Genomic DNA, 23821 nt, shown 5'->3' with positions numbered 1-23821 from the left:
CGCGGTCGGCTCCGACGCTCAGCAGCAGCGGCTGATCGGGTTGCGCTCCGCCTCGTCGGCGCGGCGCCGCTCGAACTCCCGCCGGCTCACCGGCTCGTGCCCGTGCCGTGCGCAGTGCTGCAGGTAGTCGTCCCAGCGGGCCTCGCCGCTGAGCTCCCGCAGGTACCAGCACACGCCGCGCCAGGCCCGACGGGCGGCCGTCCCGACGGCCTGCGGGCTCATCGCGCCGGCCCCTCCTCGGTGAAGGTGCCGTGACCGCGGGCCCCGGCGCCGACCAGCCGCTCCTGCTCGGCCATGGCCCGCTTCTCCTCCGGGGTGGCGAACAGACCCGACGGCTCGACGATCGTCGAGGGCACCGCCGGCTCCTCCGTCGTCGGCACCGGGCCGCGGGCCTGGATGGCCCGGACGATGACGACGACCGCGTTGGCGACCACGACGAGGGTGAGCAGCGCGAAGAACGACTGGAGCACGCCGTTGATCGTCGAGTTGGTGACGATCTGCTGCATCTGCTCCGGGGTCTGCGCGGGTGCCAGCAGCTCGCCGGCCTCCAACGCGGTGGCGTAGCGGTCCCGCTGGGCGAAGTAGCCGATGGCCGGGATGTCGGAGAACACCTTCTGGTAGCTCGCCGTCATGGTGACGATGAGGTCCCAGGCCAGCGGGACGGCGGTGATCCAGGCGTACTTGAGCTTGCCGTGCTTGATGAGCAGCACCGTGCACAGGGTCAGCGCGATCGCCGCCAGCAGCTGGTTGGAGATGCCGAACAGCGGGAAGAGCTGGTTGACCCCGCCCAGCGGGTCGGTGACGCCGATGTAGAGCATCCCGCCCCACAGGCCCACGACGACGGCGCTGGCGATGATGTTGCCCGGCCGCCAGGACAGGTCGCCGAACTTCTTCCACACGTTGCCGACCGTGTCCTGCAGCATGAACCGGCCCACGCGGGTGCCGGCGTCGACGGCGGTGAGGATGAACAGCGCCTCGAACATGATCGCGAAGTGGTACCAGAAGGCCTGCAGGCCGCCACCGAAGGCGGTGCTGAAGATCTCCGAGATGCCGACGGCCAGCGTCGGGGCACCGCCGGTGCGCGAGATGAGGCTCGGCTCCTGCACCGCGGCCGAGGCCGCGGCGAGGTCCTGGGCGGTGGTGTCGAAGCCGAGGCCGCCCAGCCAGGCCGCCGCGGTCTCCGGCGTCCCGCCGGTGACGCCGGCCGGGGCGTTCATCGCGTAGTAGAGGCCCTGGTCGATGACGACCGCGGCGATGAGCGCGCTGACGGCGACGAAGGACTCCATGAGCATGCCGCCGTAGCCGATCAGGCGGACCTGGCTCTCCTTGGCCACCATCTTCGGCGTCGTCCCGGAGGAGATGAGGGCGTGGAAGCCCGACAGCGCCCCGCAGGCGATGGTGATGAAGACGAACGGGAAGAGGTTGCCGGCGAAGACCGGGCCGGTGCCCTCGCGGGCGAAGTCGGTGATCGCGTCGGCCTGGATCACCGGGCGGGCGATGAGCAGCGCCCCCGCGAGCAGCACGATGACGCCGATCTTCATGAACGTCGACAGGTAGTCCCGCGGAGTGAGCAGCAGCCACACCGGCAGCACCGAGGCGACGAAGCCGTAGACGACCAGCGCCAGGACCAGCCACTCCCGGGACAGCGTGAGCGCCTCCGCCAGCGGGGAGTTGTCGATCCACCCACCGGCGACGATGGCCAGCAGCAGCAGCGCGACCCCGATGCCGGTGGCCTCGAGCACCCTGCCCGGCCGCAGCACCCGGAGGTACACGCCCATGAACAGCGCGATCGGGATGGTGAGGCCGATGGAGAACACGCCCCAGGGCGACTCGGCCAGCGCGTTGACCACGATGAGCGCCAGCACGGCGAGGATCAGGATCATGATCGCGAAGACGGCGATCAGCGCGGCGACGCCGCCGACGATGCCGATCTCCTCGCGGACCATCTGGCCCAGGCTCTTCCCGTTGCGCCGCATCGAGAAGAACATGACGACCATGTCCTGGACGGCGCCGGCGAAGATGACGCCGACGACGATCCAGATGGTGCCCGGCAGGTAGCCCATCTGGGCAGCGAGCACGGGGCCGACCAGGGGCCCGGCGCCGGCGATCGCGGCGAAGTGGTGGCCGAAGAGCACCCGCCGGTCGGTGACGTCGTAGTCGCGGCCGTTGCCCAGCCGCTCGGCCGGGGTGGCGCGCCGGTCGTCGACCTGCAGGGCGCGGTAGGCGATGAAGCGGGCGTAGAAGCGGTAGGCGATGGCGTAGGAGCACAGCGCCGCGAACAGCATCCACAGCGCGGAGACCGACTCGCCGCGGGACAGCGCGAGCACGGTCCAGGCGACGGCGCCGACGGCGGCCACCGCCGACCAGACGAGGATGCTCTTCATCGACGGACGGCGCCGGCCGGTGCCCTCGGGTGGGCGCCCCCCGGCCTCGGGCCTGCTGACGGTGGTGGACACGGGCGCCCTCCCTGGGTGCGGGACAGCACCGGCGCTGCCCTGTGGACGCAGGGAGCATGCCAAGCGGCCGGCCCGTTCCACCAGCAGGGGTCCGGACCGGGACCCAGTCGTGACCGCGCCGTGACCGGCCGCGCACTCTCCGGTCGGCCGGCGGCGGTCAGCGGTACAGCGGGACCAGCACCGGGACGGCGGCCTCCCGGAACTCCGCCGTCACCTGCCCGTCCCGGCGCACCAGCTCCAGCAGCGCGGCCACCTCCTCCCCCTGCGGGTGGACCGGCAGCTCGGCGATCGCCCGCAGCGACGCCAGCACCTCGTCGGCGGCCGGCCCGACGGCGTCCGGGTCCGCCTCGGCGGTGGCGCGCAGGTCCTGCAGGGCCCGGTACGGGGCGGGGTCGGCCAGCTGCTCCAGGGTGGGGACGGCGGCGTCGCCGAAGACCGGGCTCAGCTCGCCCCGCCCGGCCGCCGCGCGCACGTCGGCCAGCAGAGCCGCGGCGCGGTCGGCCGTCCGGTCCGCCGGGACGTCGTGGTCCAGGGCCAGGAGGTCGTCGACCAGGTCCGGCCCGGCCGGGCCGACGGCGGGCGGGTCCACGTCGACGGTCCACACCAGGTCGATCAGGCGCTGCGGTCGTACGACGGCGGCCAGGACCTCCTGCACCCGCCGGGCGACGGGCTCGGCGACCACCCCCTCCTCGACCGCTGCCGCCACGGCGTCGTGGGCCTCGACCGCGGCCGAGCGCTGGTCACCACCGCTGAGCAGCTCCACCCGCCGGAGGCTGTCGAGCACCTCGCCCGCACCCGGCCCGACGGCGCGGGGGTCCTCGCGCACCAGGGCCTCGAGGTCGCTGATCGTGACCCGCAGCTGCTCGTCGGGCATGCGGGCCACGGCCGGCAGCGGCGGGAGGGCGACCGTCTCCACCGGCACGGCGGAGGGGGCAGCGGCCGGGTCGGCCGCCCCGCCGCCGGTCGCGGGGTCGCCGACGAGGGCCGTGACCAGCCACGCCCCGAGCCCGAGGACCGCGGCGGCCAGCACGGCCAGGCCCAGCAGCCGGGTCCGGCGGCGGGCGGCGGGGTCGGGCCGCCGGTGGGCGGGGTGCCCCGGGCGGGCGGGACGGCCGTCGGGGTGCTGGGTGTCGGGGTGCTGGGTGTCGGGCACGGCCTGCTCCCCCGGTCGACCGCGGCGCCCGCCGCTCGGCGGGCCCAGCTCATCCTGCCCCGGCGCGCGCGTCGCCACACCGGGAGCGCTCAGATGCCGGTGACGTGCTCCGGGCGGATGGGCACCCGGCGCAGCGGCCGGCCGCAGGCGGCGCGCACCGCGGCGGCGACCGCCGGGCCGGAGGAGATGGTGGGCGGCTCGCCCACCCCGCGGACGCCGTAGGGGGCGTGCGGGTCGGCGTACTCCAGCACCTCCACCTGCATCGGCGGCACGTCCAGGATGGTCGGCAGCAGGTAGTCGGTGAACGACGGGTTGCGCACGTGGCCGTCGGTCACCACCACCTCCTCCATCAGCGCCAGCCCCATCCCCTGGGCCGACCCGCCGTGGATCTGGCCGACGACGGCATCGGGGTTGATCGCCTTCCCGACGTCCTGGGCGGTGTCCAGCGCGACCACCTTGACCAGGCCGAGCTCGGTGTCGACGTCGACCACCGCGCGGTGCGCGGAGAAGGCGAACTGCACGTGCGCGTCGCCCTGGCCGGTCTCCGGGTCGATGGCGTGGGTGGGCCGGTGCCGCCACTCCACGGTCTCCTCCACCGCGTCCTCGCCGAGGACGTCGGCCAGCCCGGCCAGCACCTCGCCACCGGGACCGACGACCTTGTCGCCGTCCAGCGCGAGGCCGGCGACGGGGCGCCCGACGGCGACCGCGGCCCGCTGCAGCACCGCCGTCCGCACCGCCTCGCAGGCGGCCTTGACCGCACCGCCGGTGACGTGGGTCTGCCGGGACGCCGACGTCGACCCCGCCGAGCCGACCGTGGTGTCGGCCGGGACGACGACCACCTGCTGCACGCCGAGCTCGGTGCGGGCGATCTGCTGCTGCACGGTGACCAGGCCCTGGCCGACCTCCGCCGCCGCGGTGTGCACGGTGGCCACGGCCTCGCCGCCGGTGACCTGCAGGCGCACCCGCGCGGTGGAGTAGTCGTCGAAGCCCTCGGAGAACCCGACGTTCTTGTAGGTGACCGAGTAGCCGACGCCGCGGCGCACGCCCTCGCCGTGGGTGGTGTTGCCGACCGCGCCGGGCAGGTCGCGCAGGTCCGGCCGCTCGGCCGGCGGGGGCGGCAGGGGCAGCGCGGCCACCCGCTCGAGCAGCTCGGCGACCGGTGCGGCGGAGTCGATGACCTGGCCGGTGATGTTGCGGTCGCCCTCCTGCACGCCGTTGCGCCGGCGGATCTCCACCGGGTCGACCCCGACGGCGGCGGCGAGCTCGTCCATCAGCGCCTCGTGCGCGTAGGCGGCCTGCACGCAGCCGAAGCCGCGCATCGCCCCGCACGGCGGGTTGTTCGTGAACACCCCGTAGGCGTCGACGGACACCGACGGGAAGCGGTAGGGGCCCAGGCCCAGCGTGCCGGCGTTGCCGACGACGGCGGCGGTCGAGGAGGCGTAGGCGCCGCCGTCCAGCAGGGTGTGGACCTTGCCGTAGACGAGGGTGCCGTCGGGCTCGGCGCCGAACTCGTAGGTCATCCACGCCGGGTGGCGGTGCACGTGGCCGTAGAAGGACTCCTCCCGGCCGTAGCTCATCTTCACCGGCCGCCCGGTGCGCAGGGCCAGCAGGCAGGCGTGCACGTGCACGGAGAGGTCCTCGCGGCCGCCGAACGCGCCGCCGACGCCGGCCAGGGTGAGCCGCACCTTGTCGGGCGGCATGCCCAGCGCCAGGCAGATCTGCCGCTGGTCGACGTGCAGCCACTGGGTGGCCACGTACAGGTCGACGCCGCCGTCCTCCGCCGGGACGGCCAGCCCGGACTCCGGCCCGAGGAAGGCCTGGTCCTGCATGCCGACCTCGAAGTCCAGGCTGACCACGACCGGCGCGGTGGGCGCGGGGTCGCCGCGGCGCAGCCGCAGGTGGCGGACCAGGTTGCCGCCGGGGTGCACCTGCGGCGCGTCGTCGTCCAGGGCGCGGCGGGGGTCGGTGAGGGCGGGCAGCACCTCGTAGTCGACGCGGATGCGGGCCGCCGCCCGCCGCGCGGTCTCCGGGTGGTCGGCGGCGACCAGGGCCACCGGCTCCCCCTCGTAGCGGACGAACTCCCCGGCCAGCACCGGCTGGTCGGCGTGCTCCAGGCCGTAGGCGTTCTCGCCGGGGACGTCGTCGGCGGTGAGGACGGCGCTGACGCCGGGCACGGTGAGCGCCTCGGAGACGTCGACGCGCCGGATGCGGGCCGACGGGTGCGGGCTGCGCAGCGTCACGCCCCACACCATGTCGTCGTGCCACAGGTCGCTGGAGTAGGCGAACTCGCCGGTGACCTTGAGGGTGCCGTCGGGGCGCTGCGCGTCCTCCCCGATCCGGCCGCCGGTGCGCGCCCCGGTCCGGGTCGGCTCGGTGGTGGTCGGCTCGGTGGTGGTCGGCTCGGTGGTGGTCATTGTGCCGCCTGCCGCCGGGCGGCCAGCCGGACCGCGTCGAGGATCTTCTCGTAGCCGGTGCAGCGGCACAGGTTGCCGGCCAGCGCCTCGCGGATCTCCGGGTCCGAGGGCTCGGGCACCCGGGCCAGCAGGTCGTGCGCGGCGACGACCAGGCCCGGCGTGCAGAAGCCGCACTGGACGGCGCCGGCGTCCACGAAGGCCTCCTGCACCGGGTGCAGCGCCGTCCCGTCGGCCAGCCCCTCCACGGTGGTGACCTCCCGGCCGGTGGCCTGCCCGGCGGCGACCAGGCAGGCGCACACCGGCTCGCCGTCGAGGTAGACGGTGCAGGAGCCGCACTCCCCCTGCTCGCAGGCGTTCTTGGCCCCGGGCAGGCCGAGGCGCTCGCGCAGCAGGTACAGCAGGCTCTCCCCCGGCCAGACGTCGTCGGCGGTGCGCTCGGTGCCGTTGACGGTGGTGGTGACGCGCATCAGGCGGCCCTCCTCAGGTCGTCCCAGGCCCAGGTGGCGGCGCGGCGGGCCAGCACCGCGAGCGAGTGCCGGCGGTAGGCCGCCGTCCCGCGGACGTCGTCGATGGGCGAGGCCGCGGCGGCGACCCGCTCGCCGAAGGCCCGCGCCAGCCCCTCGGGCAGGGCCGGCCGCCGGTCCCAGTCCAGCTCGCCGGCGAGGAATTCCTCGGCGTCCGGCGCCCGCCGGGGGGTGGGGGCGGCCGACCCGATGCCGGTGCCCACGGCCCGCCGGTCGGGGTGCAGCGCGAGCGCGAACGCGGACACCGAGATGACCATCGCGTTGCGGGTGCCCACCTTGCAGAACTGCTGCGGCCCGGCCGCGGTGGGGACGTGCACGGCGGCGATCAGCTCGTCGGGGGCCAGGGCGTTGCGCTTCACGCCGGTGAAGAACTCGGCGACCGGCACCCGCCGGGTGCCGCGGGCGGCCGACGCCACCTCGACCTCCGCGCGCGCGGCCAGCAGCGGCGGGTGCGCGTCGCCGGCGGGGGACGCCGAGCCGAGGTTGCCGCCGACGGTGCCGCGCACCCGGATCTGCGGCGAGCCGACGGTCCGCGCGGCCATCGCCAGGCCGGGCAGCCGGTCGCCCAGCTCGGCGATCACCCGGCCGTAGCTGACGCCGGCGCCCAGGCGCACCGTGCCATCCGGGGCCACCGACCACTCGCTGAGCTCCGGGACACGGGTGAGGTCCAGCAGCGCAGCGGGCCGGCGCCGGTCGAAGTTCAGCTCGACCATGACGTCGGTGCCGCCCGCGATCGGCAGCGCGTCATGCCGCTCGGCCCGGGCCGCGAGCGCGTCGTCCCACGACGACGGCTGCAGGAAGTCCATGCCCGTCTCCTCGTCCACGCCCGGTGTCCGGAGAACTGTGCCCGAGAGATGTGACGAGCGGGCAACGGCGCGTCGTGCGTGCCGCCCCCTCACGCGGTGGTGGTGCCCAGGTCCTCCACCATCGCGTCGAGCACGGCGACCGCGCGGGCGTGGTCCCCGCCGGGCAGCTCCACGGCGTCGGCGAGCAGGGTGCGGCCGCCCAGGTCCACGGCCCACGTCGTAATGCGGGTGCCCGCCGGGTACAGGCCGACCGTGGTCACCTGCTCGGTGCGCACGGCCGGGCGGCCGCCGACCTCCGTCGCGGTGCGGGCGACCTCGTCGGGGTAGGCCGGGGCCGCCTCGGCCAGGGGCCCGTCGACGACGCGCAGGGTGACCGGGGCGGTGCGCACGTCGGAGGCCTCGGGGACGACGATCTCCTCGCCGGGGCCGAACCAGCTGCACGCGGGCAGCACGCCGGCGGCGTTGGTCGCCCAGTCGGCCGGGAAGGACACGGTGTAGCCGGCGTCGGCGGTGCACGAGTCGCCGGCCGCGGCCGCGGCCGGGCCGGTCGCGGCCGGCGCGACCACCGCGACGGTCCCGTCGCCCGCGGCCGCCTGCGGCACCGGCCCCACGGCCGGGGAGGCGCACGCGGTCAGCGCGAGGAGCGGGGCGGCAGCGGCGAGGGTCCGGGCACGCACGGGTGGGGTCCTCCGGGTCGGGGTCGACGGGCTCGGACTGCCCTGCCCAGGACCGCGCCGGACCGAACACGTCCGCGGACATCGACGCAGGATCGCAACGTTCCGGCCGGTGGACCCCCTCCACGGCCGGGTGCACACCACACCGCCGACGTGCATCGACGGCCCCGGACCTGGGCATGGGTGGGTCCATGCGCCTGCCTGAGCCCAGGGGCCCGCTGACCCGCGCCCTGTGCACCGACCTCGCCACCGGCACCCTGTCCCCCGCCACCGCCGACCTCGCGGAGCGGGCGGCGACGGCCGCGGCCGACCCGCTGCTCGACGAGGACCTCCAGCTCGCCCTCGCGATCTGCTACGAGCTGCACTACCGCGGCTTCGACGGCGTCGACGAGGCCTGGGAGTGGGACCCGGAGCTGCTCCGCCTCCGCGCCTCCCTGGAGCGCGCGCACACCGCGGGGCTGCGCGCGCTGGTCGGCGACCCGGAGGTGACCGGCGAGCCGGTCGACCAGCAGCTCACCGCCCTCGTCGCGGCCGACGACGGGCCCTCCCTGTCGCGCTACATGGCCCGCAGCGGCTCGCTGGAGCAGTGGCGGGAGTACCTGACCCTGCGGTCGGTGTACCACCTCAAGGAGGCCGACCCGCACACCTTCGCCCTCCCCCGGCTGTCGGGGCGGACCAAGGCGGCGATGGTGGAGATCCAGGCCGACGAGTACGGCGGCGGCTCCGCGGAGCGCATGCACAGCGAGCTGTTCGCCGGCATGATGCGCGACCTCGGGCTGGACGCCGGCTACGGCGCCCTGTGGGACGACGCCCCCGCCGTGGCGTTCGCCTCGGTCAACACCATGTCGCTGTTCGGGCTGCACCGGCGGTGGCGCGGCGCGGCGCTCGGGCACCTGACCTGCGTGGAGATGACCTCCTCCGAGCCCTCCCGGCGCTACGCGGCGGGCCTGCGCCGGCTGGGCTTCGGCGGGCCGACGACGGTGTTCTACGACGAGCACGTGGAGGCCGACGCCGTCCACGAGCAGATCGCCTCGGTGGACATGTGCGGCTCGCTGGTCGCCGGTGAGCCCGAGCTGGCCGCCGACGTCCTGTTCGGGGCCGCCTGCTCGCTGGCCATGGACGACCTGGCCGCCCGGCACCTGCTCGGCGCCTGGGAGGCCGGCCGGTCGGCTCTGCACGGCGAGCGCCCCCTCGCGGCCTGATGGAGGACCCCCTGCCCCACCGCTCGTGAGCTCGCGACGCGACCCTGCAGGGGCCGTCCCGGCACGTCACCAGCGGACCGGTCCGGCTGGACTCTCCCGTCCGGCTGCCGATGAGAGGAGGGCCGGAACACCAGGGGGACACCGATGAGGATCCGCAGCAGCCGCACACCGGCGGTCGCCCGACCGACGGGCCCGCCGCCGCGGGACAGCGAGGCCCTCGAGCACGTGCTCGAGGCGCTCGACGCCGGTGTCACCGGCGAGGCTGACGCGCACCGGTGCGTCGTCCGGGCCCTCGGCGAGGCGCTGGAGCTGCCGTACGCCGCGGTCTGGCTCGTCGAGCCCTCCGGCGGGTTCCGCCTCGACGGCGAGTTCGGCCGGCTGGCCGGCAGGCTGGCACGGGACCCGCGCAGCGTCGCCCCGCTGCCCGCGACGTCGACCCTGGTGCAGCGGGCGACCGCGACACGGGTGGCCGTCGCCAGCGGCGAGGGCGGGCCCGACGCAGCCCGGCGCCGAGATGCCGCCGCGGCCGTCGGCGCCCCGGAGGGAGCGTGGCTGCCCGTCTCCACGGGCGACCGGCTCGTCGCGCTGCAGGAGTTCTACGCCGACTTCCCGCTGCCGTTCCTGGGCGCCCGCGGCCAGAAGTGGACGTCGCTGAGCCGGGTGGCCGCCCACGCTCGGCAGGGCGCGGTGGCCACGGTCGCGCTGCGCGAGGCCGTCGACGACCGCGTGGCCGTCGCCGAGGTGGCCAAGCGCCTCGGGGAGGCCTCGACCACTGGCGCGGCGGTGCGGACGGCCCTCGACACAGTCCGCGCCGCGTTCGGGTGGGCCTACGGCTCCTACTGGGAGCTCGACGAGCAGGAACGCGTGCTGCGCTTCGGCGTCGAGTCCGGGACGGCGGGCGAGGAGTTCCGGCGGGTCACCCTCGCCGCGAGCGTCGCCGAGGGCGTCGGGCTCTCCGGCCGCGCCTGGCGGGCGCGTGACCTCGTCTCCGTCCGCGATCTCGCCGACGTCACCGACTGCGTCCGGGCACCCGCCGCCCAGCGGGCCGGCGTCCGCTCGGGCGTGTGCTTCCCCGTCGAGGTGGACGGCCGCGTCACGGGGACCATGGACTTCTTCGCCACCGAGACCGTTGAGCTGTCCGAGTCGCGGGCCTCGGCGCTGCGCAACGTCCAGCAGCTGGTCTCCCAGCGCATCGAGGTGCTGCAGCGCACCGAGCAGGACGCCGAGAACGCGCGGGCCCTGCTCGACACGGTCGCCCAGCTCCGGGCGGCCGCCGCGGATGCCGGCCGGGTGGCCGAGGACGCCGTCGCCCGGGCCTCGGCGATGACCGGCGAGGTGGGTGCGCTGAGCCAGGCGTCCGCCTCCGTCAGCGACGTCATCCGGATCATCTCCTCGATCGCCGAACAGACGAACCTGCTGGCGCTGAACGCGACCATCGAGGCCGCCCGTGCCGGCGAGCTGGGCCGCGGTTTCGCCGTCGTCGCCGGTGAGGTCAAGGACCTCGCCCGGGAGACGGCCGCGGCCACCCAGCGGGTCGCCGCCCAGATCACCGGCATCCAGACCAGCACCGGGTCGGTGGCAGCCGGCATCCATGCGACCAGCGAGGTGATCGGTCAGCTCGACGCCGTCCAGGCCCGGATGGACGCGGCGCTCGAGGCCCAGGAGCGGATGGCCCGGAGGTTCGAGGGACGCTAGGGGGTGTCGGCGCCCGGGGCGCCCTCCCGCCGGACCTCCCGCACGATGCGGGCGGCCGGGCGGGGGCGGCTCGGGGCGCTGGGGGCGGCGAACCCTGCGCGCTTGTGCGAGCCGTCGCAGAACGGCTTGATGCCGGACTTGCCGCACCGGCACAGCGCCACGGTCTCCCGGCCGGGGTCGATCTCGCCGCCGTCCTGGTCGACCAGCCGGAAGTCGCCGCGGACGATCAGCGGGCCGTCCCGGTAGGGCGTGATGGTGGCCCCGCCGGGGCGCAGCGCGGCCTCGTCGGGGTCGCTGGCAGCGTCGTGGGCGGGGTCGTCGGCGGGCGCGGGCTGGGACACCCTCTCCCCCTGCCCCGCCGGGGCGGTCGGCACACCCACCGGGGTCAGGCGCCGGCCGGCGGCTGGCCGTAGAAGACCTGCTCGACGACGCCGCGCGCCTGGCGGGTGGCCCGCCGGTAGTCGTCGAGGAACTGCCCGGGCTCGGCGTCGGGGCCGTAGCCGCTGGCCCGTGCGACGCCGGCCAGCTCCACGCCGGGGCGGGGCAGCTGGTCGCTGGGCCGCCCGCGCACCAGGAAGACCGCGTTGCGGGCGCGGCCGGCCAGCTCCCACGCCCGCTGCAGGGTCTCCGCCTGGTCCCCGTCGAGCAGCCCCGCCTCGCGCAGCTCCTGCAGGGCGGCGACGGTGGACGTCACCTGCAGCCCGGGGCGCCCGGCGGCGTGCTGCAGCTGCAGCAGCTGCACGGTCCACTCGACGTCGGAGAGCCCCCCGCGGCCGAGCTTGGTGTGCGTGGTCGGGTCCGCGCCGCGGGGCAACCGCTCGCGCTCCACCCGGGCCTTGATCCGGCGGATCTCGGCGACCTGCTCGGGGGTGAGCCCGGCGGCCGGGTAGCGGATCGGGTCGGCCAGCTCGGTGAACGCCGTCCCGAGGGCCTCGTCGCCGGCGACCGGGACGGCGCGCAGCAGCGCCTGCACCTCCCACACCGACATCCAGCGCTCGTAGTACTCCCGGTAGGAGTCCAGGCTGCGCACCAGCGGACCCTGCCGGCCCTCCGGCCGCAGGTCGGCGTCGACGGCGAAGGCCGGGTCGGGGGCCGGCTCGCCGAGCAGCCGGCGCAGCGTGTGCGCCACCGCGTTGGCCGCCGCGGTCGCCCGCGCGTCGTCCGCACCCGGCCGAGGCCGGTGCACGAACAGCACGTCGGCGTCCGAGCCGTAGGCCATCTCCCCGCCGCCGAGGCGGCCCATGCCGATGACGGCGACGTCGGTGGGCAGGTCACCGGGAGCGGTGCCCGCCTCGGCGGCGTGCGCGCGCACGGCGACGTCCAGGCCGACCTGCAGCACCGCGACGGCGATGTCGGTGAGCGCCCGGCCGACCTGCGCGACGTCGAGCATGCCGAGCAGGTCGGCGGCGGCCACCCGCAGCAACTCGTGCCGGCGCAGCCCGCGCAGCACGCGCACGCCGGCGGCGGGGTCCGGGGCCCGCCCGGCGGCCTGACCCCACGCCCGGGTCAGCGCCTCGGCGGTGCGCGGGCGCAGCTGCTCGTCGTCGGCGAGGATCCGCAGCGCCTCGGGGGTGCGGGTGAGCAGCGCGGCGACGTACTGGCTGGAGCCCAGCAGCTGGGCCAGCCGCTCGGCGACCTGCCCCTCGTCGCGCAGCAGCCGCAGGTACCACTGGTTGCCGCCGAGGGCCTCGCTCACCCGGCGGTAGGCCAGCAGGCCGGCGTCGGGGTCGGCGCAGTCGGCGAGGGTCTGCAGCACCACCGGCAGCAGGTACTTCTGCATCGACGCCGACCGGGACACCCCGCCGGTGAGCGCGGCCATGTGCCGCAGCGCCCCGTCGGGGTCGGCGAAGCCGAGCGCGCGCAGCCAGTCGCCGGCGGCCTTCGAGCCCAGCTGCGCGGCCTCCGGCGGCACCTTGGCCACCGCCGACAGCAGCGGCCGGTAGAAGAGCTTCTCGTGCAGCCGGCGCACCTCGCGGGTGTGCAGGGACAGCTCCGCGTCCAGGACGGCGACCGCGTCGCCCCGGTGGTCGGGCTTGTAGCCCAGCGAGCGGGCCAGCCAGCGCAGCTGGGCGTCGTCGGTGGGCAGCAGGTGGGTGCGGCGCAGCCGGAGCAGCTGCAGCCGGTGCTCCACGGTGCGCAGGAAGCGGTAGGAGGCGATCAGCGTGTCGGCGTCGGCGCGGCCGACGTACCCGCCGGCGCGCAGCGCGTGCAGCCCGGGGAGGGTCCCCCCGACCCTGAGCCGCACGTCCACCCGGCCGTGCACCAGCTGCAGCAGCTGGACGGCGAACTCCACGTCGCGCAGCCCGCCGCGGCCCAGCTTGAGCTCGCGCTCGGCCTGCGCGGGCGGGATGTTGTCCAGGACCCGGCGGCGCATCGCCTGCACCTCGGCGACGAAGCCCGGCCGCTCGCCGGCCTGCCACACCAGGGGGAACAGCTCCTCGACGTAGGCGCGGCCGAGGTCGGGGTCGCCGGCGACCGGGCGCATCTTCAGCAGCGCCTGGAACTCCCAGGTGCTGGCCCACTGCCGGTAGTAGGCGGCGTGCCCGTGCAGGGTCCGGACCAGCGCGCCGGCCTTCCCCTCGGGGCGCAGCGCCGCGTCGACCTCCCAGGCCGCCTCGCGGCAGACGCGCATGAGCGCCGCGGCGACCCGGGTGGCGCTGCGCAGCGCGGGCGCGGGGTCGGCGTCCGCGGGGTCGACCGGCTCGGCGACGAAGACCACGTCGACGTCGCTGACGTAGTTGAGCTCCCGGCCGCCGCACTTGCCCAGCCCGATGACGGCCAGCCGGCAGGCGGCGGCGTCGGCGGGTTGCTCGGCGACCGCGACGGCCAGGCCGGCGGTCAGCACGGCGGCGGCGACGTCGGCGAGCTCGGCGGCGACGTCCTCGGCGGGCAGGCCCTCGCCGAGGTCGCGGCCGGCCAGGGACAGCACCGCGCGGCGGTAGGCCTCCCGCAGGCCGGCGACCCGCTGGGGGGAGGCGTCCGGCGCGCCGCGGCCCAGCCGCACGCCCCACGGCGGGTCGTCGGGGTCGGCGCCGACGGCGGCGAGCATCTGCCGCTGCAGCGCCTGCGGGGTGGGCCGGGCGGGGCCGCGGCCGTCGTCGTCGTCGAGGACGGCCCAGTCGGCGGGGTGGGCGGCCAGGTGGTCGGCGAGGCCGGAGCTGGCGCCGAGGACGGCGAGCAGCCGGGAGCGCAGCAGCGCCGATCCGCGCAGCCGGGCGAGCAGGGCGGCGGCCGAGCCGCCGGTGGGGTCGGCGGCGTCCAGCGCCTCCACCAGCCGGCGCAGCGACCGGACGGCGAGGTCGGGGTCGCCGGTGCGGGCGACGGCCGCCACGACCGGGCCGGCCTCGGGGTCGGCCGGCTCGTTGCGCTCGAGGTCCCACAGTCCCATCGCGGGCTCGGACAGCAGCCGGGCGGCCCGCTCGCCGTCGACGAAGCCGAAGCGCACCAGCCGGACGACGGCCCGTCGGGGGACCTCCGGTGCGCCGGCGGTCACGGCGTGGCCGCCCCTGAGCGGGCACGGCTGCGGACGAGGTCGGCGAAGCGAGCGGCGAACGGCGCCCACACCTCCTCGAGGTCGGGGTGCACCGCCGTGGAGCGGGCGATGACCGTCTCCTGGTCGAGGCGGCTGGCGGCCACGCCGACGGTGTCGCGGGTGGCCCACTCCTCGACGACCTCCGGCGTCGTCTCGATGTGGAACTGCACGCCGTACACGTGCCGGCCCACGCGGTAGGCCTGGTGGGCGTACACGGGGCTGCTGGCCAGCAGGGTGGCCCCGCGCGGCAGCTCGGCGATCTCGTCGTGGTGGAACTGGATGACGTCGGGGGTCATCGGCAGCGGGCCGAACAGCGGGTCGGCGTCCGCGGCGTCCCGCTTGGCGACCAGGGTGGCGCCCACCTCCGGCCCCTCGACGCCCTCCCGGACCCGGCCACCGCCGACCTCGGCCAGCAGCTGGGCGCCCAGGCAGACGGCCAGGGTCGGCAGGTCGGCCCGCAGCGCCTCGGCGAGCAGCCGGCGGACGCCGGTCAGCTCGGGGCTGGTCGCCTCGTCGTCCAGCGCCGACTGCGGGCCGCCAAGGACCAGCAGCCCGTCGGCGCCGTCCAGGGTCGCCGGGAGCGGGTCGCCGGTGCCCAGGTGCCGCTCGTCGAGCTCCAGCCCGGCCCGCGCCAGCCAGCCGCCCAGCCGCGCGGGCGGGTCGGTCTCGGAGGGGACGACGACGAGCAGGCGGGCGGGGGCGCCGGGCATGGCGCCGAGCGTAGTTCCCGGCCCGGGCCGGTCCCGGCCGCTACAGGCCGGGCAGGTAGCGGGTGAGCTCCCAGGGGGTCACGTTCTGCCGATAGGCGTTCCACTCGGCCCACTTGTTGCGCAGGAAGAACTCGAACACGTGCTCGCCGAGGGTCTCCGCGACCAGCTCGCTGCCCTGCATCGCGGTGAGCGCCTCGCCGAGGGACACCGGCAGGTCCTCGTAGCCGGCCGCGCGGCGCTCGGTGTCGGTGAGCGACCAGACGTCGTCCTCGGCCTCGGCGGTGAGCTCGTAGCCCTTCTCGATGCCCCGCAGCCCGGCGGCGAGCAGGACCGCGAAGGTCAGGTAGGGGTTGCACGCGGAGTCCGGCGAGCGCACCTCCACCCGCGCCGACTGCCCCTTGTTCGGCTTGTAGGAGGGCAGCCGCACCAGCGCCGAGCGGTTGGCCCGCCCCCAGGTCGCCGCCGTCGGCGCCTCGGTGCCGGCCAGCAGCCGCCGGTAGGAGTTCACCGTCTGGTTGGTGACGGCGGTGTACTCCTTGGCGTGGGTGAGCAGCCCGGCGATGAACTGCTTGCCGGTGGCCGACAGGCGCATCGGGTCGGCCGGGTCGTGGAAGGCGTTGCCGTCGCCCTCGAACAGCGACAGGTGGGTGTGCATCGCCGAGCCGGCCAGGTCGGTGAACGGCTTGGGCATGAAGGTGGCGTGCACGCCCTGGGCCAGTGCCACCTCCCGGACGACGTGCCGCAGCGTCATGATGTTGTCGGCCATCGACAGCGCGTCGGCGTAGCGCAGGTCGATCTCCTGCTGGCCGGGCGCCACCTCGTGGTGGCTGAACTCCACCGAGATGCCCATCGCCTCCAGCGCGAAGACCGCCTCCCGGCGGAAGTCGTGGGCGACGTTGTGGGTGGACAGGTCGAAGTAGCCGCCGTTGTCGGCCGGCTCGGGCGGGTGGCCGTCGGTGGGGAGGTCCTTGAGCAGGAAGAACTCGACCTCGGGGTGGGTGTAGAAGGTGAACCCCATGTCCGCGGCCTTGGACAGCGCCCGGCGCAGCACGTGCCGGGGGTCGGCCCAGGACGGCGACCCGTCGGGCAGGGTGAGGTCGCAGAACATGCGGGCGGTGTCGCTGGGCTGCCCCTTGGCCGAGGGCATCACCTGGAACGTGCCCGGGTCGGGCTTGGCCAGCATGTCGGACTCGTAGACGCGGGCGAAGCCCTCGATCGCCGAGCCGTCGAAGCCGATGCCCTCCGCGAAGGCCGCCTCGATCTCCGCCGGCGCCACGGCCACGGCCTTGAGGTAGCCGGAGACGTCGGTGAACCACAGCCGCACGAAGCGGATGTCGCGTTCCTCGAGGGTGCGCAGGACGAACTCCTGCTGTCGGTCCATGCTCGCCATGATCGTGTCCACTCGTTTCGGTCAGGTGACGTCCGCCCCCAGCCTGCCCGGTCCGCGCCGTGGACACACCGGTGACCGCGCCGCGGCCCCGCCTGGCCGCTCGCCGCCGACGCGGACGAGGATGGACGCGTGACCGGACCCGTGCAGCTCCGAGTGGCCCTGGCCCAGGTCGACACCCGCGTGGGCGACGTCGAGGGCAACGCCGCCCTGGTGACCCGCTGGGCGGCCGACGCCGCGGGCGCCGGCGCGCACGTCGTCGTGTTCCCCGAGATGACGCTGACCGGCTACCCGGCCGAGGACCTCGTGCTGCGCGAGTCCTTCGCGCGCGCCAGCGAGACCGCGCTGGTCGACCTGGCGGCCGACCTGGACGCCCGGGGCCTGGGCGGGGTCGCGGTCGTCGTCGGCTACCTCGCGCACACCGAGGGGCCGGGCCCGGCACCGGCGGAGTCGATGCCCGGGGACGACGACCGCCCGGCCGACGCCAACCCGCGCCGCGGCGCCCCGCGCAACGCCGCGGCCCTGCTGCACGGCGGCGAGGTCGTCGTGCGCTACTACAAGCGGCACCTGCCCAACTACGGCGTCTTCGACGAGGCCCGCTACTTCGTGCCCGGCACCGAGCTGCCCGTGGTGCGGCTGCACGGCGTGGACCTGGCGCTGACCGTCTGCGAGGACCTGTGGGTCGAGGGCGGGCCGTGCGCGGTCGCCGGGCAGGCCGGCGTCGACGTCGTCCTGTCCCCCAACGCCTCGCCCTACGAGCGGGCCAAGGACGACCTGCGCCTGCCGCTGGTCCGCCGCCGCGCGGCCGAGGCGGGCGCGACGGTCGTCTACTGCAACCAGGTGGGCGGCCAGGACGAGCTGGTCTTCGACGGCGACTCGCTGGCCGTGGCGGCGGACGGCGAGCTGCTGGGCCGCGCGCCGCAGTTCGTCGAGCACCTGATGTGCGTCGACCTGTCGATCGACCCGTCGGCCGTCCCCGAGCGGCGCGCGGGCCGGATCGGGCCGATGACGGTGACCCGGCACGTGCTGTCCGAGGACCCGGTGCCGGCGTTCGACCCCCGGCCGGCGGTGCTGACCGGGCCGCTGCCGGACCACGAGGAGGTCTGGCGGGCGCTGGTCGTGGGGCTGCGGGACTTCATCGACAAGAACGGCATGCCGTCGGTGGTGCTCGGGCTGTCCGGCGGCATCGACTCCGCGGTCTGCGCGGCGCTGGCAGTCGACGCGCTGGGCGCCGACCGGGTGCACGGCGTCGGCCTGCCGTCCCGGTACTCCAGCGAGCACTCCCTCGCCGACGCCGAGGACCTGGCGCGGCGCACCGGGCTGCACTGGTCGGTCGTCCCGATCGCGCCGATGGTCGACGCCTACCACTCCTCGGTGGAGCTGTCCGGGGTGGCGGCGGAGAACCTGCAGGCGCGGGTGCGCGGCACGCTGCTCATGGGGCTGTCCAACCAGCACGGCCACCTGCTGCTGACCACCGGCAACAAGAGCGAGATCGCCGTCGGCTACTCGACGCTCTACGGCGACTCGGCCGGCGGGTTCGCCCCCATCAAGGACGTCCCCAAGACGCTGGTGTGGGACCTCGCCCGCTGGCGCAACGCGCACGCCCGGGAGCGCGGGGAGACCGAGCCGATCCCGCAGGACTCCATCGACAAGCCGCCGTCGGCCGAGCTCGCGCCCGGGCAGGTGGACAGCGACTCGCTGCCCTCCTACGAGGAGCTCGACGCGGTCGTCGCCGACTACGTCGACCGCGACCTCGGGATGGCGCAGCTGCTGGAACGGGGCCACGACCCGGAGGTGGTCGCCCGGGTGCTGCGGCTGGTGGACGCCGCGGAGTTCAAGCGCCGGCAGTCCGCGCCCGGCACCAAGATCTCGCTCAAGGCGTTCGGCCGCGACCGCCGGCTGCCCGTCACCAACCGGTGGCGGGAGAGCCTGCCCACCGTCCGCGAAGGAGCCAGGGCATGACCGAGTCGGTGCTCTACGGGGGCGGGTCCACCGCCCGGGTGCGGGTGCACCACCTGCAGCAGGCCAAGGAACGCGGCGAACGGTGGGCGATGCTCACCGCCTACGACACCTCCAGCGCGACGGTCTTCGAGGAGGCCGGCATCCCGGTGATGCTGGTCGGCGACTCCTCGGGCAACGTCGTCCTCGGGCACGCCTCGACCGTGCCGGTCACCGTCGAGGACCTGCTGCTGATGACCCGGGCGGTCACCCGCTCGACGACGCGCTCGCTGATCGTCGCCGACCTGCCGTTCGGCAGCTACGAGGCCTCGCCGGAGCAGGCCTTCGGCACCGCCGTCCGGATGATGAAGGAGGGCGGCGCGCAGGCGGTCAAGCTCGAGGGCGGGGAGCGGGTGGCCCCGCAGATCCGGCTGCTGCACGACTCCGGCATCCCGGTGATGGCGCACATCGGCTTCACCCCGCAGAGCGAGCACGCCCTCGGCGGCTTCCGGGTGCAGGGCCGCGGCGCGGGCGCCGACCGGCTGCTGGCCGACGCGCACGCGGTGCAGGACGCCGGCGCGTTCGCCGTCGTCCTGGAGATGGTGCCCGCCGAGCTGGCCGCCAAGGTGACCGCGGAGCTGGCCATCCCGACCATCGGCATCGGCGCCGGCCCGCACTGCGACGCCCAGGTGCTGGTCTGGCCGGACATGGCCGGGCTGACCGGCGGGCGGGTGCCCCGGTTCGTGAAGAAGTACGCGGACCTCCGCGGCGAGCTGCTGCGGGCGGCCCGCGAGTACGCCGACGAGGTGCGCAACGGGACCTTCCCCGGCCCCGAGCACTCCTTCGAGTAGCCGCCCGCGGCGTCGGCTGTCCTGCTCTGCGGGCGGACGCTCCCGCTGCGCCCGTCGGCGAACCGCACCGAGGGGCCGCGGACCGGCACCCCGGCGTCCCGGCGATCCCCCGCAGCGCCTGCACCAGCGGGTCGTGGTCGAGCAGCCGGGCGTGCAGCGCCGCATCGAGGGCGGCGACGGCCGGCTCGGCCGGGAGGGTCCGCGCCAGGTCGAGCGCGGTGCGGGTGGGGCTGGTGACGGGTACGCCGTCCACGGTGACCACCTCGTCGTCGGCCAGCGCGGCGACGTGGCAGCGCAGGTACCGGCCGACCTCGCTGGACGCCGGTGGCCGCCGGGTCACGTGCACCCGCCCCAGCGGCACCCCCCAGCGGCATGCCGAGCAGCACCGCCGCGGACTGGTGGCTGACCACGGCCGGCCGGCGCAGGGCGTCGAGCGTCGCGGCGACCAGCAGCCGGTGCCGCCGCGCGGCGTCCACGGAGGACGCGTCGGGCAGGTGGGCGCCGGGGCGGAGCCGGGTGAGGGCGCCGGTCCTCAGGTCGCGGGCGATCTCCTCGTCCGACCAGCCCCTGCGCAGTGCGGCGCGGCGGAGCAGCAGGTCGGGGGGCAGCCACGGGTCCATGGCGCCACGGTGGTCCACCGGTGCCGCGGGGGGCGGGCCGCGCGGTGACCGGTGGACGGCGGACCCGGCTGTGGACACCGGGCGGTCCGCGCTGCGCCCGGGTTCCGGGGCCTGCGGGCCTGATCCCGCCCGCAGGGCCCGGATCCCGCCCGCAGAGGGCGCCGGGGCTCAGACGTCGGTGACGCGGATGCCGGCGTGGGCCTTGTAGCGGCGGTTCACCGACACCAGGTTGATGGTGAGCGCCTCCACCTGGCGGGCGTTGCGCAACCGGCCGGCGTAGATGCCCCGCATGCCGGGCAGCCGGCCGGCCAGCGCCTGCACGGTGTCGGTGGCCTCGCGGACGTCGCCGACGACCATCACGTCGCCGTCCAGGGTGGGCGTGGAGAGGTCCTCGAGCAGCCGCGCGGACAGGTGGTGGAAGGCGCCGACCACGTGCGAGTCGGGCAGCAGCGCCGCGGCCTGCTGGGCCGCCGAGCCCTCGGGCACGTCGAGCACGTAGGCGCCGAGCTCGTCGAAGGCCATCGGGACGACGCAGTCGACGACGACCTTCCCGGCCAGCGGCGTGGCCATCCCGGCCAGGGTGTCGGCGTGCCCGGAGTAGGGGACGGCGACGATCACCAGGTCGGCCGCGCCGGCGACGTCGAGGTTGACGCCGCCGGTGACGGAGACCTCACCGCCCCCGGACGCCGCGGCCGCCCGCTCGGCGACCTGGGCGGCCACCTCACCGGCCCGGCCGGCCTCGCGGGAGCCCAGCAGCACCCGCTGCCCGGCCGCGGCCAGCCGGACGGCGAGCCCCCGGCCCTGCGGACCGGTGCCGCCGAGCACCCCGACGACCAGGTCCTCCACCGAGCGTGCGTCCGACACGTGCCACCTCCCGCCGCCGGACCGCCCGGCGTCCCGCCGATCATGCCCCCTGGTGACGGACTGGAACGGCCCCGCGTCAGGGTCCCGTCCCGGGCCCGCGCGGGATCGGGGCGGGGCCCGTCGTCACTCGTCCCGCCAGCGGCGGTCCTCCGCGGTCAGCCGCTCCTCGCGCTCGGCCACCGACTGCAGCGCGTGCTCGGCCTCCTCGCGGGTCTCGTACGGACCGAGACGGTGCCGCTCGGCGCAACCGTCCCGGTCCTCGACGGTGTGGTGCTTGAGGCAGTAGAACCACGGTCCCTGCGCCACGTGCGCCTCCTCCTCGGTCGTCCCCGGGCCCCGCCCAGGTCCACGACCCTGCCGGGTCCGGGGTGGGACACGGCCGTCACCCTGGCACCGGCCGGGCGCGCCGTCGAGCGTCCCGGTGGCCGGGACCGCTCGTCCCGGTGATGGTCGGGGACTCCCTGACAACCACCTGTGTACGGCATGCTGCACCTCGTGACCGGGGGGCGACGCAAGGGCACCGACACACGGCGGCGGGCGACCGACCTCGATGCCGGTCGCGGGGTCGAGCGCCAGGTCGCCGCGCTCACCCTCGCCGGGCTGCTGTTCCTGGGCGCGACCATGGGGCTGCTCAACCTGCTCGTCGACGGGGTGCTGCGCGAGGGCACCTCCCGCTGGGTGTACGGCGGCACGATGCTGCTGCTGATGGCCCTGGCGGCGTGGCTGGGCGTCTTCCGGCGGGTGGGCCGGTGGGAGACCTTCGGGCTGGTGCTGCTCGGCGACCTGGTCTACGTCGTCATCGCGCTGTGCATCGAGGACCCGGTCCGCTACGCCACCCCGCTGATGCTGCTGTTCCCGGCGTTCGTCGCGGCCTGGTTCCTGGGCCCGGGGATGCTCGGGGTCAACATGGCGGCCATCGTGCTGGCCTGCCTGCTGGGGATGTGGGGCAGCTACGACGACCCGCTGGCCCTCGCCGTCCAGGTGGCCGTGAACTCCGGGATCCTCAACGCGGCGGCCGCCGGCGTCCACGTGCTGCGCCGCCGGGTGCAGCGGCTGCTGGAGGCCACCCGGGCGCTGTCCCACCAGGACCCGCTCACCGGGCTGGCCAACCGGCGGGTGCTCGTCGAGCAGGCGCCGCGGGTGTGGCGGCAGGCGCGCCGGGAGGGGTCCCAGGTGGTCGCGATGGTCCTGGACCTCGACCACTTCAAGCAGCTCAACGACGCCCACGGGCACGCCGCCGGCGACGCCGTGCTGCAGGCGGTGGCGGCCTCCCTGGCGGCCAGCGTGCGCCCGAACGACGTGCTGGCGCGCACGGGCGGCGAGGAGATGATCGTGCTCGGACTGGTCGGCGACCCGGTCGAGGCACGCCGGCTGGCCGAGCGGCTCCGGGGGGCGGTGGCCGCCAGCCGCTCGGGTGGCGGGCACACGGTGACCGCCTCGATCGGGGTCGCGCTGACCCGGCCGGTGGACGGCGAGGACGCCGCGGCGGCGATGTGGCGGCTGGTCGACCGGGCCGACGGCGCCATGTACGAGGCCAAGCAGGCCGGGCGTGACCGGGTGGCCGCCGTCCTGCCGCGGCAGCGCACCGCGCGGCGGCACGACAGCGTCCCGCCGCCCAGCCGGGCGGCCGGCTGACTCCGGCTCGCCCGGTGGGGACGGCGGTTGTCTGCTCCACTCTTCCCATGCCGCTCGTCGCGCCGGACCCGACCCGGACGGTGCCCCTGCCGCTCCGCGAGCAGGCCGACGTCCGCGACCGGTGGCTCACCCAGCGCCTGCTGGACCTGCTGCCCGACCTGATGGACCGGGCCGGCATCGACCTGTGGCTGGTGGTCGGCCGCGAGTACAACGAGGACCCTGTGCTGGCCACGCTGCTGCCGGCGACCTGGCTGTCGGCCCGCCGGCGCACGATCCTGGTGCTGCACCGCAGCGACGACGGCGTCACCGCGGCCGCGGTCTCCCGGTACCCGGTGGGGCAGTTCCTCCCGGCCTGGTCACCGGAGGACGACGGGCGGGGACGGACCGAGGACTCCCAGTGGGCCGAGGTGCGGCGCTTCGTGGAGCAGGCGGCGCCGCGGCGGATCGGCGTCGACGTGTCGGCGGACTCCGCGCTCGCCGACGGCCTGTCGCACACCGAGCACCAGCAGGTCACCGAGGCGCTGGGCCCCTGGGCCGACCGGCTGGTGTCCGCGGAGGACCTCGCCGTCGGGTGGCTGGAGACGCGGCTGCCCGAGGAGATCGCCACGATGGACGGCCTCAACCGTCGGGTGGTGGAGGTGGTCGAGGAGGCCTTCTCCCCCGCCGTCCTGACCGCCGGCGTCTCCACCGCCACCGACCTCGCCTGGTGGCTGCGCCAGCGGCTGGCCGACCTCGGCTGCGAGCCGTGGTTCCACCCCGTGGTCGACCTGCAGCGCGCCGGGGTGCCGCCGCTGCGCCGCCAGGGGACGCTCCTGCCCGCCGTCGGCTACGACGAGCCGGTGCAGCCGGGCGACCTGGTGCACTGCGACGTCGGGCTGGGCAGCCTGGGGCTGAAGACCGACAGCCAGCGCAACGGGTACGTGCTGCGGCCCGGGGAGACCGACGCGCCGGCGGGGCTGCGGCGGGCGCTGGCCGTCGGCAACCGGCTGCAGGACCTCACGACCGCGGAGCTGGTCGCCGGCCGCACCGGGAACGAGGTGCTGGCCGCGGCCCGGCGCGCCGCCGCGGCCGAGGGGATCGACGGCGACATCTACTCCCACCCGGTGGGCGTGCACGGGCACGGGGCCGGGCCGGCGATCGGCCGCTGGGACGACCAGCGCGGTGTCCCCGGCGCCGGTGACCGCGTGCTGTGCCCGGACACCGTCTACGCCCTGGAGCTGTGCGTGCGGGTGCCGGTGCCCGAGTGGGGCGGGCAACCGGTGCGCATGGCGCTGGAGGAAGGCGTGGCCCTGACCGGGGAGGGCGTGCGCTACCTCGGCGAGCGGCAGATCGAGCTGCTGCTCATCCCCGCCACCTGAGC

The 23821-nt window shown here is 76.0% G+C and carries 19 protein-coding genes; 6 read left to right on the top strand and 13 right to left on the bottom strand.

The features are described from left to right. Positions 1-18: 18 nt before the first annotated feature. The 7 genes from CHB98_RS09855 to CHB98_RS09825 all read right to left on the bottom strand — a co-directional run bounded on the left by CHB98_RS09855 (position 19) and on the right by CHB98_RS09825 (position 8030). Entirely contained in the window at positions 19-222 is a 204-nt protein-coding gene (locus tag CHB98_RS09855) for a YbdD/YjiX family protein (RefSeq protein ID WP_089305424.1), read from the bottom strand. Further along, a complete protein-coding gene (locus tag CHB98_RS09850; protein ID WP_245821048.1) occupies positions 219-2456 on the bottom strand; it encodes a carbon starvation CstA family protein in 2238 nt (745 codons plus the stop codon). Before CHB98_RS09850 ends, CHB98_RS09855 begins: the two co-directional genes overlap by 4 nt. A 157-nt stretch (positions 2457-2613) precedes the next feature. Further along, positions 2614-3609 carry a hypothetical protein gene (locus tag CHB98_RS09845; protein WP_089305423.1) on the bottom strand — a complete coding sequence of 332 codons (996 nt, stop codon included), beginning with the start codon at positions 3607-3609 and terminating at the stop codon, positions 2614-2616. Positions 3610-3698: 89 nt separating this feature from the next. Continuing rightward, on the bottom strand, positions 3699-6023 hold the full coding sequence (gene pucD, locus CHB98_RS09840; protein ID WP_218822317.1) for a xanthine dehydrogenase subunit D: 2325 nt from the start codon (positions 6021-6023) through the stop codon (positions 3699-3701). Next, positions 6020-6490, bottom strand: coding sequence for a (2Fe-2S)-binding protein (locus tag CHB98_RS09835; protein WP_089305422.1), 471 nt, complete (start codon positions 6488-6490; stop codon positions 6020-6022). The genes pucD and CHB98_RS09835 overlap by 4 nt, the downstream gene beginning before the upstream one ends. Then, on the bottom strand, positions 6490-7353 hold the full coding sequence (locus tag CHB98_RS09830) for an FAD binding domain-containing protein (protein ID WP_089305695.1): 864 nt from the start codon (positions 7351-7353) through the stop codon (positions 6490-6492). Before CHB98_RS09830 ends, CHB98_RS09835 begins: the two co-directional genes overlap by 1 nt. An 89-nt stretch (positions 7354-7442) precedes the next feature. Then, positions 7443-8030 carry a hypothetical protein gene (locus CHB98_RS09825; protein WP_089305421.1) on the bottom strand — a complete coding sequence of 196 codons (588 nt, stop codon included), beginning with the start codon at positions 8028-8030 and terminating at the stop codon, positions 7443-7445. Between the two features lie 188 nt (positions 8031-8218). On the opposite strand from CHB98_RS09825, the gene CHB98_RS09820 reads away from it, so the two are divergent. After that, a complete protein-coding gene (locus CHB98_RS09820; protein ID WP_089305420.1) occupies positions 8219-9229 on the top strand; it encodes an iron-containing redox enzyme family protein in 1011 nt (336 codons plus the stop codon). Between the two features lie 144 nt (positions 9230-9373). Beyond that, on the top strand, positions 9374-10924 hold the full coding sequence (locus tag CHB98_RS09815; RefSeq protein ID WP_089305419.1) for a methyl-accepting chemotaxis protein: 1551 nt from the start codon (positions 9374-9376) through the stop codon (positions 10922-10924). Here the strand turns inward: CHB98_RS09815 and CHB98_RS09810 are convergent. The 4 genes from CHB98_RS09810 to glnA are packed head-to-tail and all read right to left on the bottom strand — an operon-like array spanning position 10921 to position 16547. Next, positions 10921-11265, bottom strand: coding sequence for a CDGSH iron-sulfur domain-containing protein (locus tag CHB98_RS09810; RefSeq protein ID WP_245821047.1), 345 nt, complete (start codon positions 11263-11265; stop codon positions 10921-10923). The two genes, CHB98_RS09815 and CHB98_RS09810, sit on opposite strands and share 4 nt — an antisense overlap. A 44-nt stretch (positions 11266-11309) precedes the next feature. Continuing rightward, complete coding sequence (locus CHB98_RS09805; protein WP_089305418.1) at positions 11310-14417, bottom strand: bifunctional [glutamine synthetase] adenylyltransferase/[glutamine synthetase]-adenylyl-L-tyrosine phosphorylase; 3108 nt, start codon at positions 14415-14417, stop codon at positions 11310-11312. Further along, on the bottom strand, positions 14414-15166 hold the full coding sequence (locus CHB98_RS09800) for a type 1 glutamine amidotransferase (protein WP_089305417.1): 753 nt from the start codon (positions 15164-15166) through the stop codon (positions 14414-14416). Before CHB98_RS09800 ends, CHB98_RS09805 begins: the two co-directional genes overlap by 4 nt. 40 nt (positions 15167-15206) lie before the next feature. Continuing rightward, positions 15207-16547 (bottom strand): type I glutamate--ammonia ligase, encoded by a 1341-nt coding sequence (gene glnA / locus CHB98_RS09795; RefSeq protein ID WP_089305693.1) that lies wholly within the window; start codon positions 16545-16547, stop codon positions 15207-15209. Between the two features lie 138 nt (positions 16548-16685). On the opposite strand from glnA, the gene CHB98_RS09790 reads away from it, so the two are divergent. Both CHB98_RS09790 and panB read left to right on the top strand, forming a co-directional pair. Further along, complete coding sequence (locus CHB98_RS09790) at positions 16686-18515, top strand: NAD+ synthase (protein ID WP_089305416.1); 1830 nt, start codon at positions 16686-16688, stop codon at positions 18513-18515. Then, positions 18512-19342 (top strand): 3-methyl-2-oxobutanoate hydroxymethyltransferase, encoded by an 831-nt coding sequence (gene panB, locus CHB98_RS09785; RefSeq protein WP_089305415.1) that lies wholly within the window; start codon positions 18512-18514, stop codon positions 19340-19342. The genes CHB98_RS09790 and panB overlap by 4 nt, the downstream gene beginning before the upstream one ends. A gap of 788 nt (positions 19343-20130) precedes the next feature. On the opposite strand, the gene npdG is transcribed toward panB, so the two are convergent. Both npdG and CHB98_RS09770 read right to left on the bottom strand, forming a co-directional pair. After that, on the bottom strand, positions 20131-20826 hold the full coding sequence (npdG, locus tag CHB98_RS09775; RefSeq protein ID WP_089305413.1) for an NADPH-dependent F420 reductase: 696 nt from the start codon (positions 20824-20826) through the stop codon (positions 20131-20133). 123 nt (positions 20827-20949) lie between these two features. Beyond that, positions 20950-21132: a hypothetical protein gene (locus CHB98_RS09770; protein ID WP_089305412.1), complete on the bottom strand. Its 183-nt coding sequence runs from the start codon at positions 21130-21132 to the stop codon at positions 20950-20952. A gap of 189 nt (positions 21133-21321) precedes the next feature. Here CHB98_RS09770 and CHB98_RS09765 point away from each other — a divergent pair, with 189 nt between their 5' ends. Together CHB98_RS09765 and CHB98_RS09760 are read left to right on the top strand one after the other, a co-directional pair. After that, a complete protein-coding gene (locus CHB98_RS09765; RefSeq protein ID WP_245821046.1) occupies positions 21322-22461 on the top strand; it encodes a GGDEF domain-containing protein in 1140 nt (379 codons plus the stop codon). A gap of 47 nt (positions 22462-22508) precedes the next feature. After that, entirely contained in the window at positions 22509-23819 is a 1311-nt protein-coding gene (locus CHB98_RS09760) for a M24 family metallopeptidase (protein ID WP_089305411.1), read from the top strand. Positions 23820-23821 lie beyond the last annotated feature (2 nt).

It is taken from the genome of Geodermatophilus pulveris (assembly GCF_900188375.1).
Lineage (GTDB): Bacteria > Actinomycetota > Actinomycetes > Mycobacteriales > Geodermatophilaceae > Geodermatophilus > Geodermatophilus pulveris.
This window is presented reverse-complemented; position numbering and strand designations above follow the sequence as displayed.

What these genes read in the sequence shown, in the direction of transcription:
- panB (WP_089305415.1), top strand. Translation starts at nt 18,512, where the DNA reads ATGACCGAGTCGGTGCTCTACGGGGGCGGGTCCACCGCCCGGGTGCGG.
- CHB98_RS09815 (WP_089305419.1), top strand. Translation starts at nt 9,374, where the DNA reads ATGAGGATCCGCAGCAGCCGCACACCGGCGGTCGCCCGACCGACGGGC.
- CHB98_RS09800 (WP_089305417.1), bottom strand. Translation starts at nt 15,166, where the DNA reads ATGCCCGGCGCCCCCGCCCGCCTGCTCGTCGTCGTCCCCTCCGAGACC.
- CHB98_RS09835 (WP_089305422.1), bottom strand. Translation starts at nt 6,490, where the DNA reads ATGCGCGTCACCACCACCGTCAACGGCACCGAGCGCACCGCCGACGAC.
- pucD (WP_218822317.1), bottom strand. Translation starts at nt 6,023, where the DNA reads ATGACCACCACCGAGCCGACCACCACCGAGCCGACCACCACCGAGCCG.
- CHB98_RS09760 (WP_089305411.1), top strand. Translation starts at nt 22,509, where the DNA reads ATGCCGCTCGTCGCGCCGGACCCGACCCGGACGGTGCCCCTGCCGCTC.
- CHB98_RS09820 (WP_089305420.1), top strand. Translation starts at nt 8,219, where the DNA reads ATGCGCCTGCCTGAGCCCAGGGGCCCGCTGACCCGCGCCCTGTGCACC.
- CHB98_RS09830 (WP_089305695.1), bottom strand. Translation starts at nt 7,353, where the DNA reads ATGGACTTCCTGCAGCCGTCGTCGTGGGACGACGCGCTCGCGGCCCGG.
- CHB98_RS09855 (WP_089305424.1), bottom strand. Translation starts at nt 222, where the DNA reads ATGAGCCCGCAGGCCGTCGGGACGGCCGCCCGTCGGGCCTGGCGCGGC.
- glnA (WP_089305693.1), bottom strand. Translation starts at nt 16,547, where the DNA reads ATGGACCGACAGCAGGAGTTCGTCCTGCGCACCCTCGAGGAACGCGAC.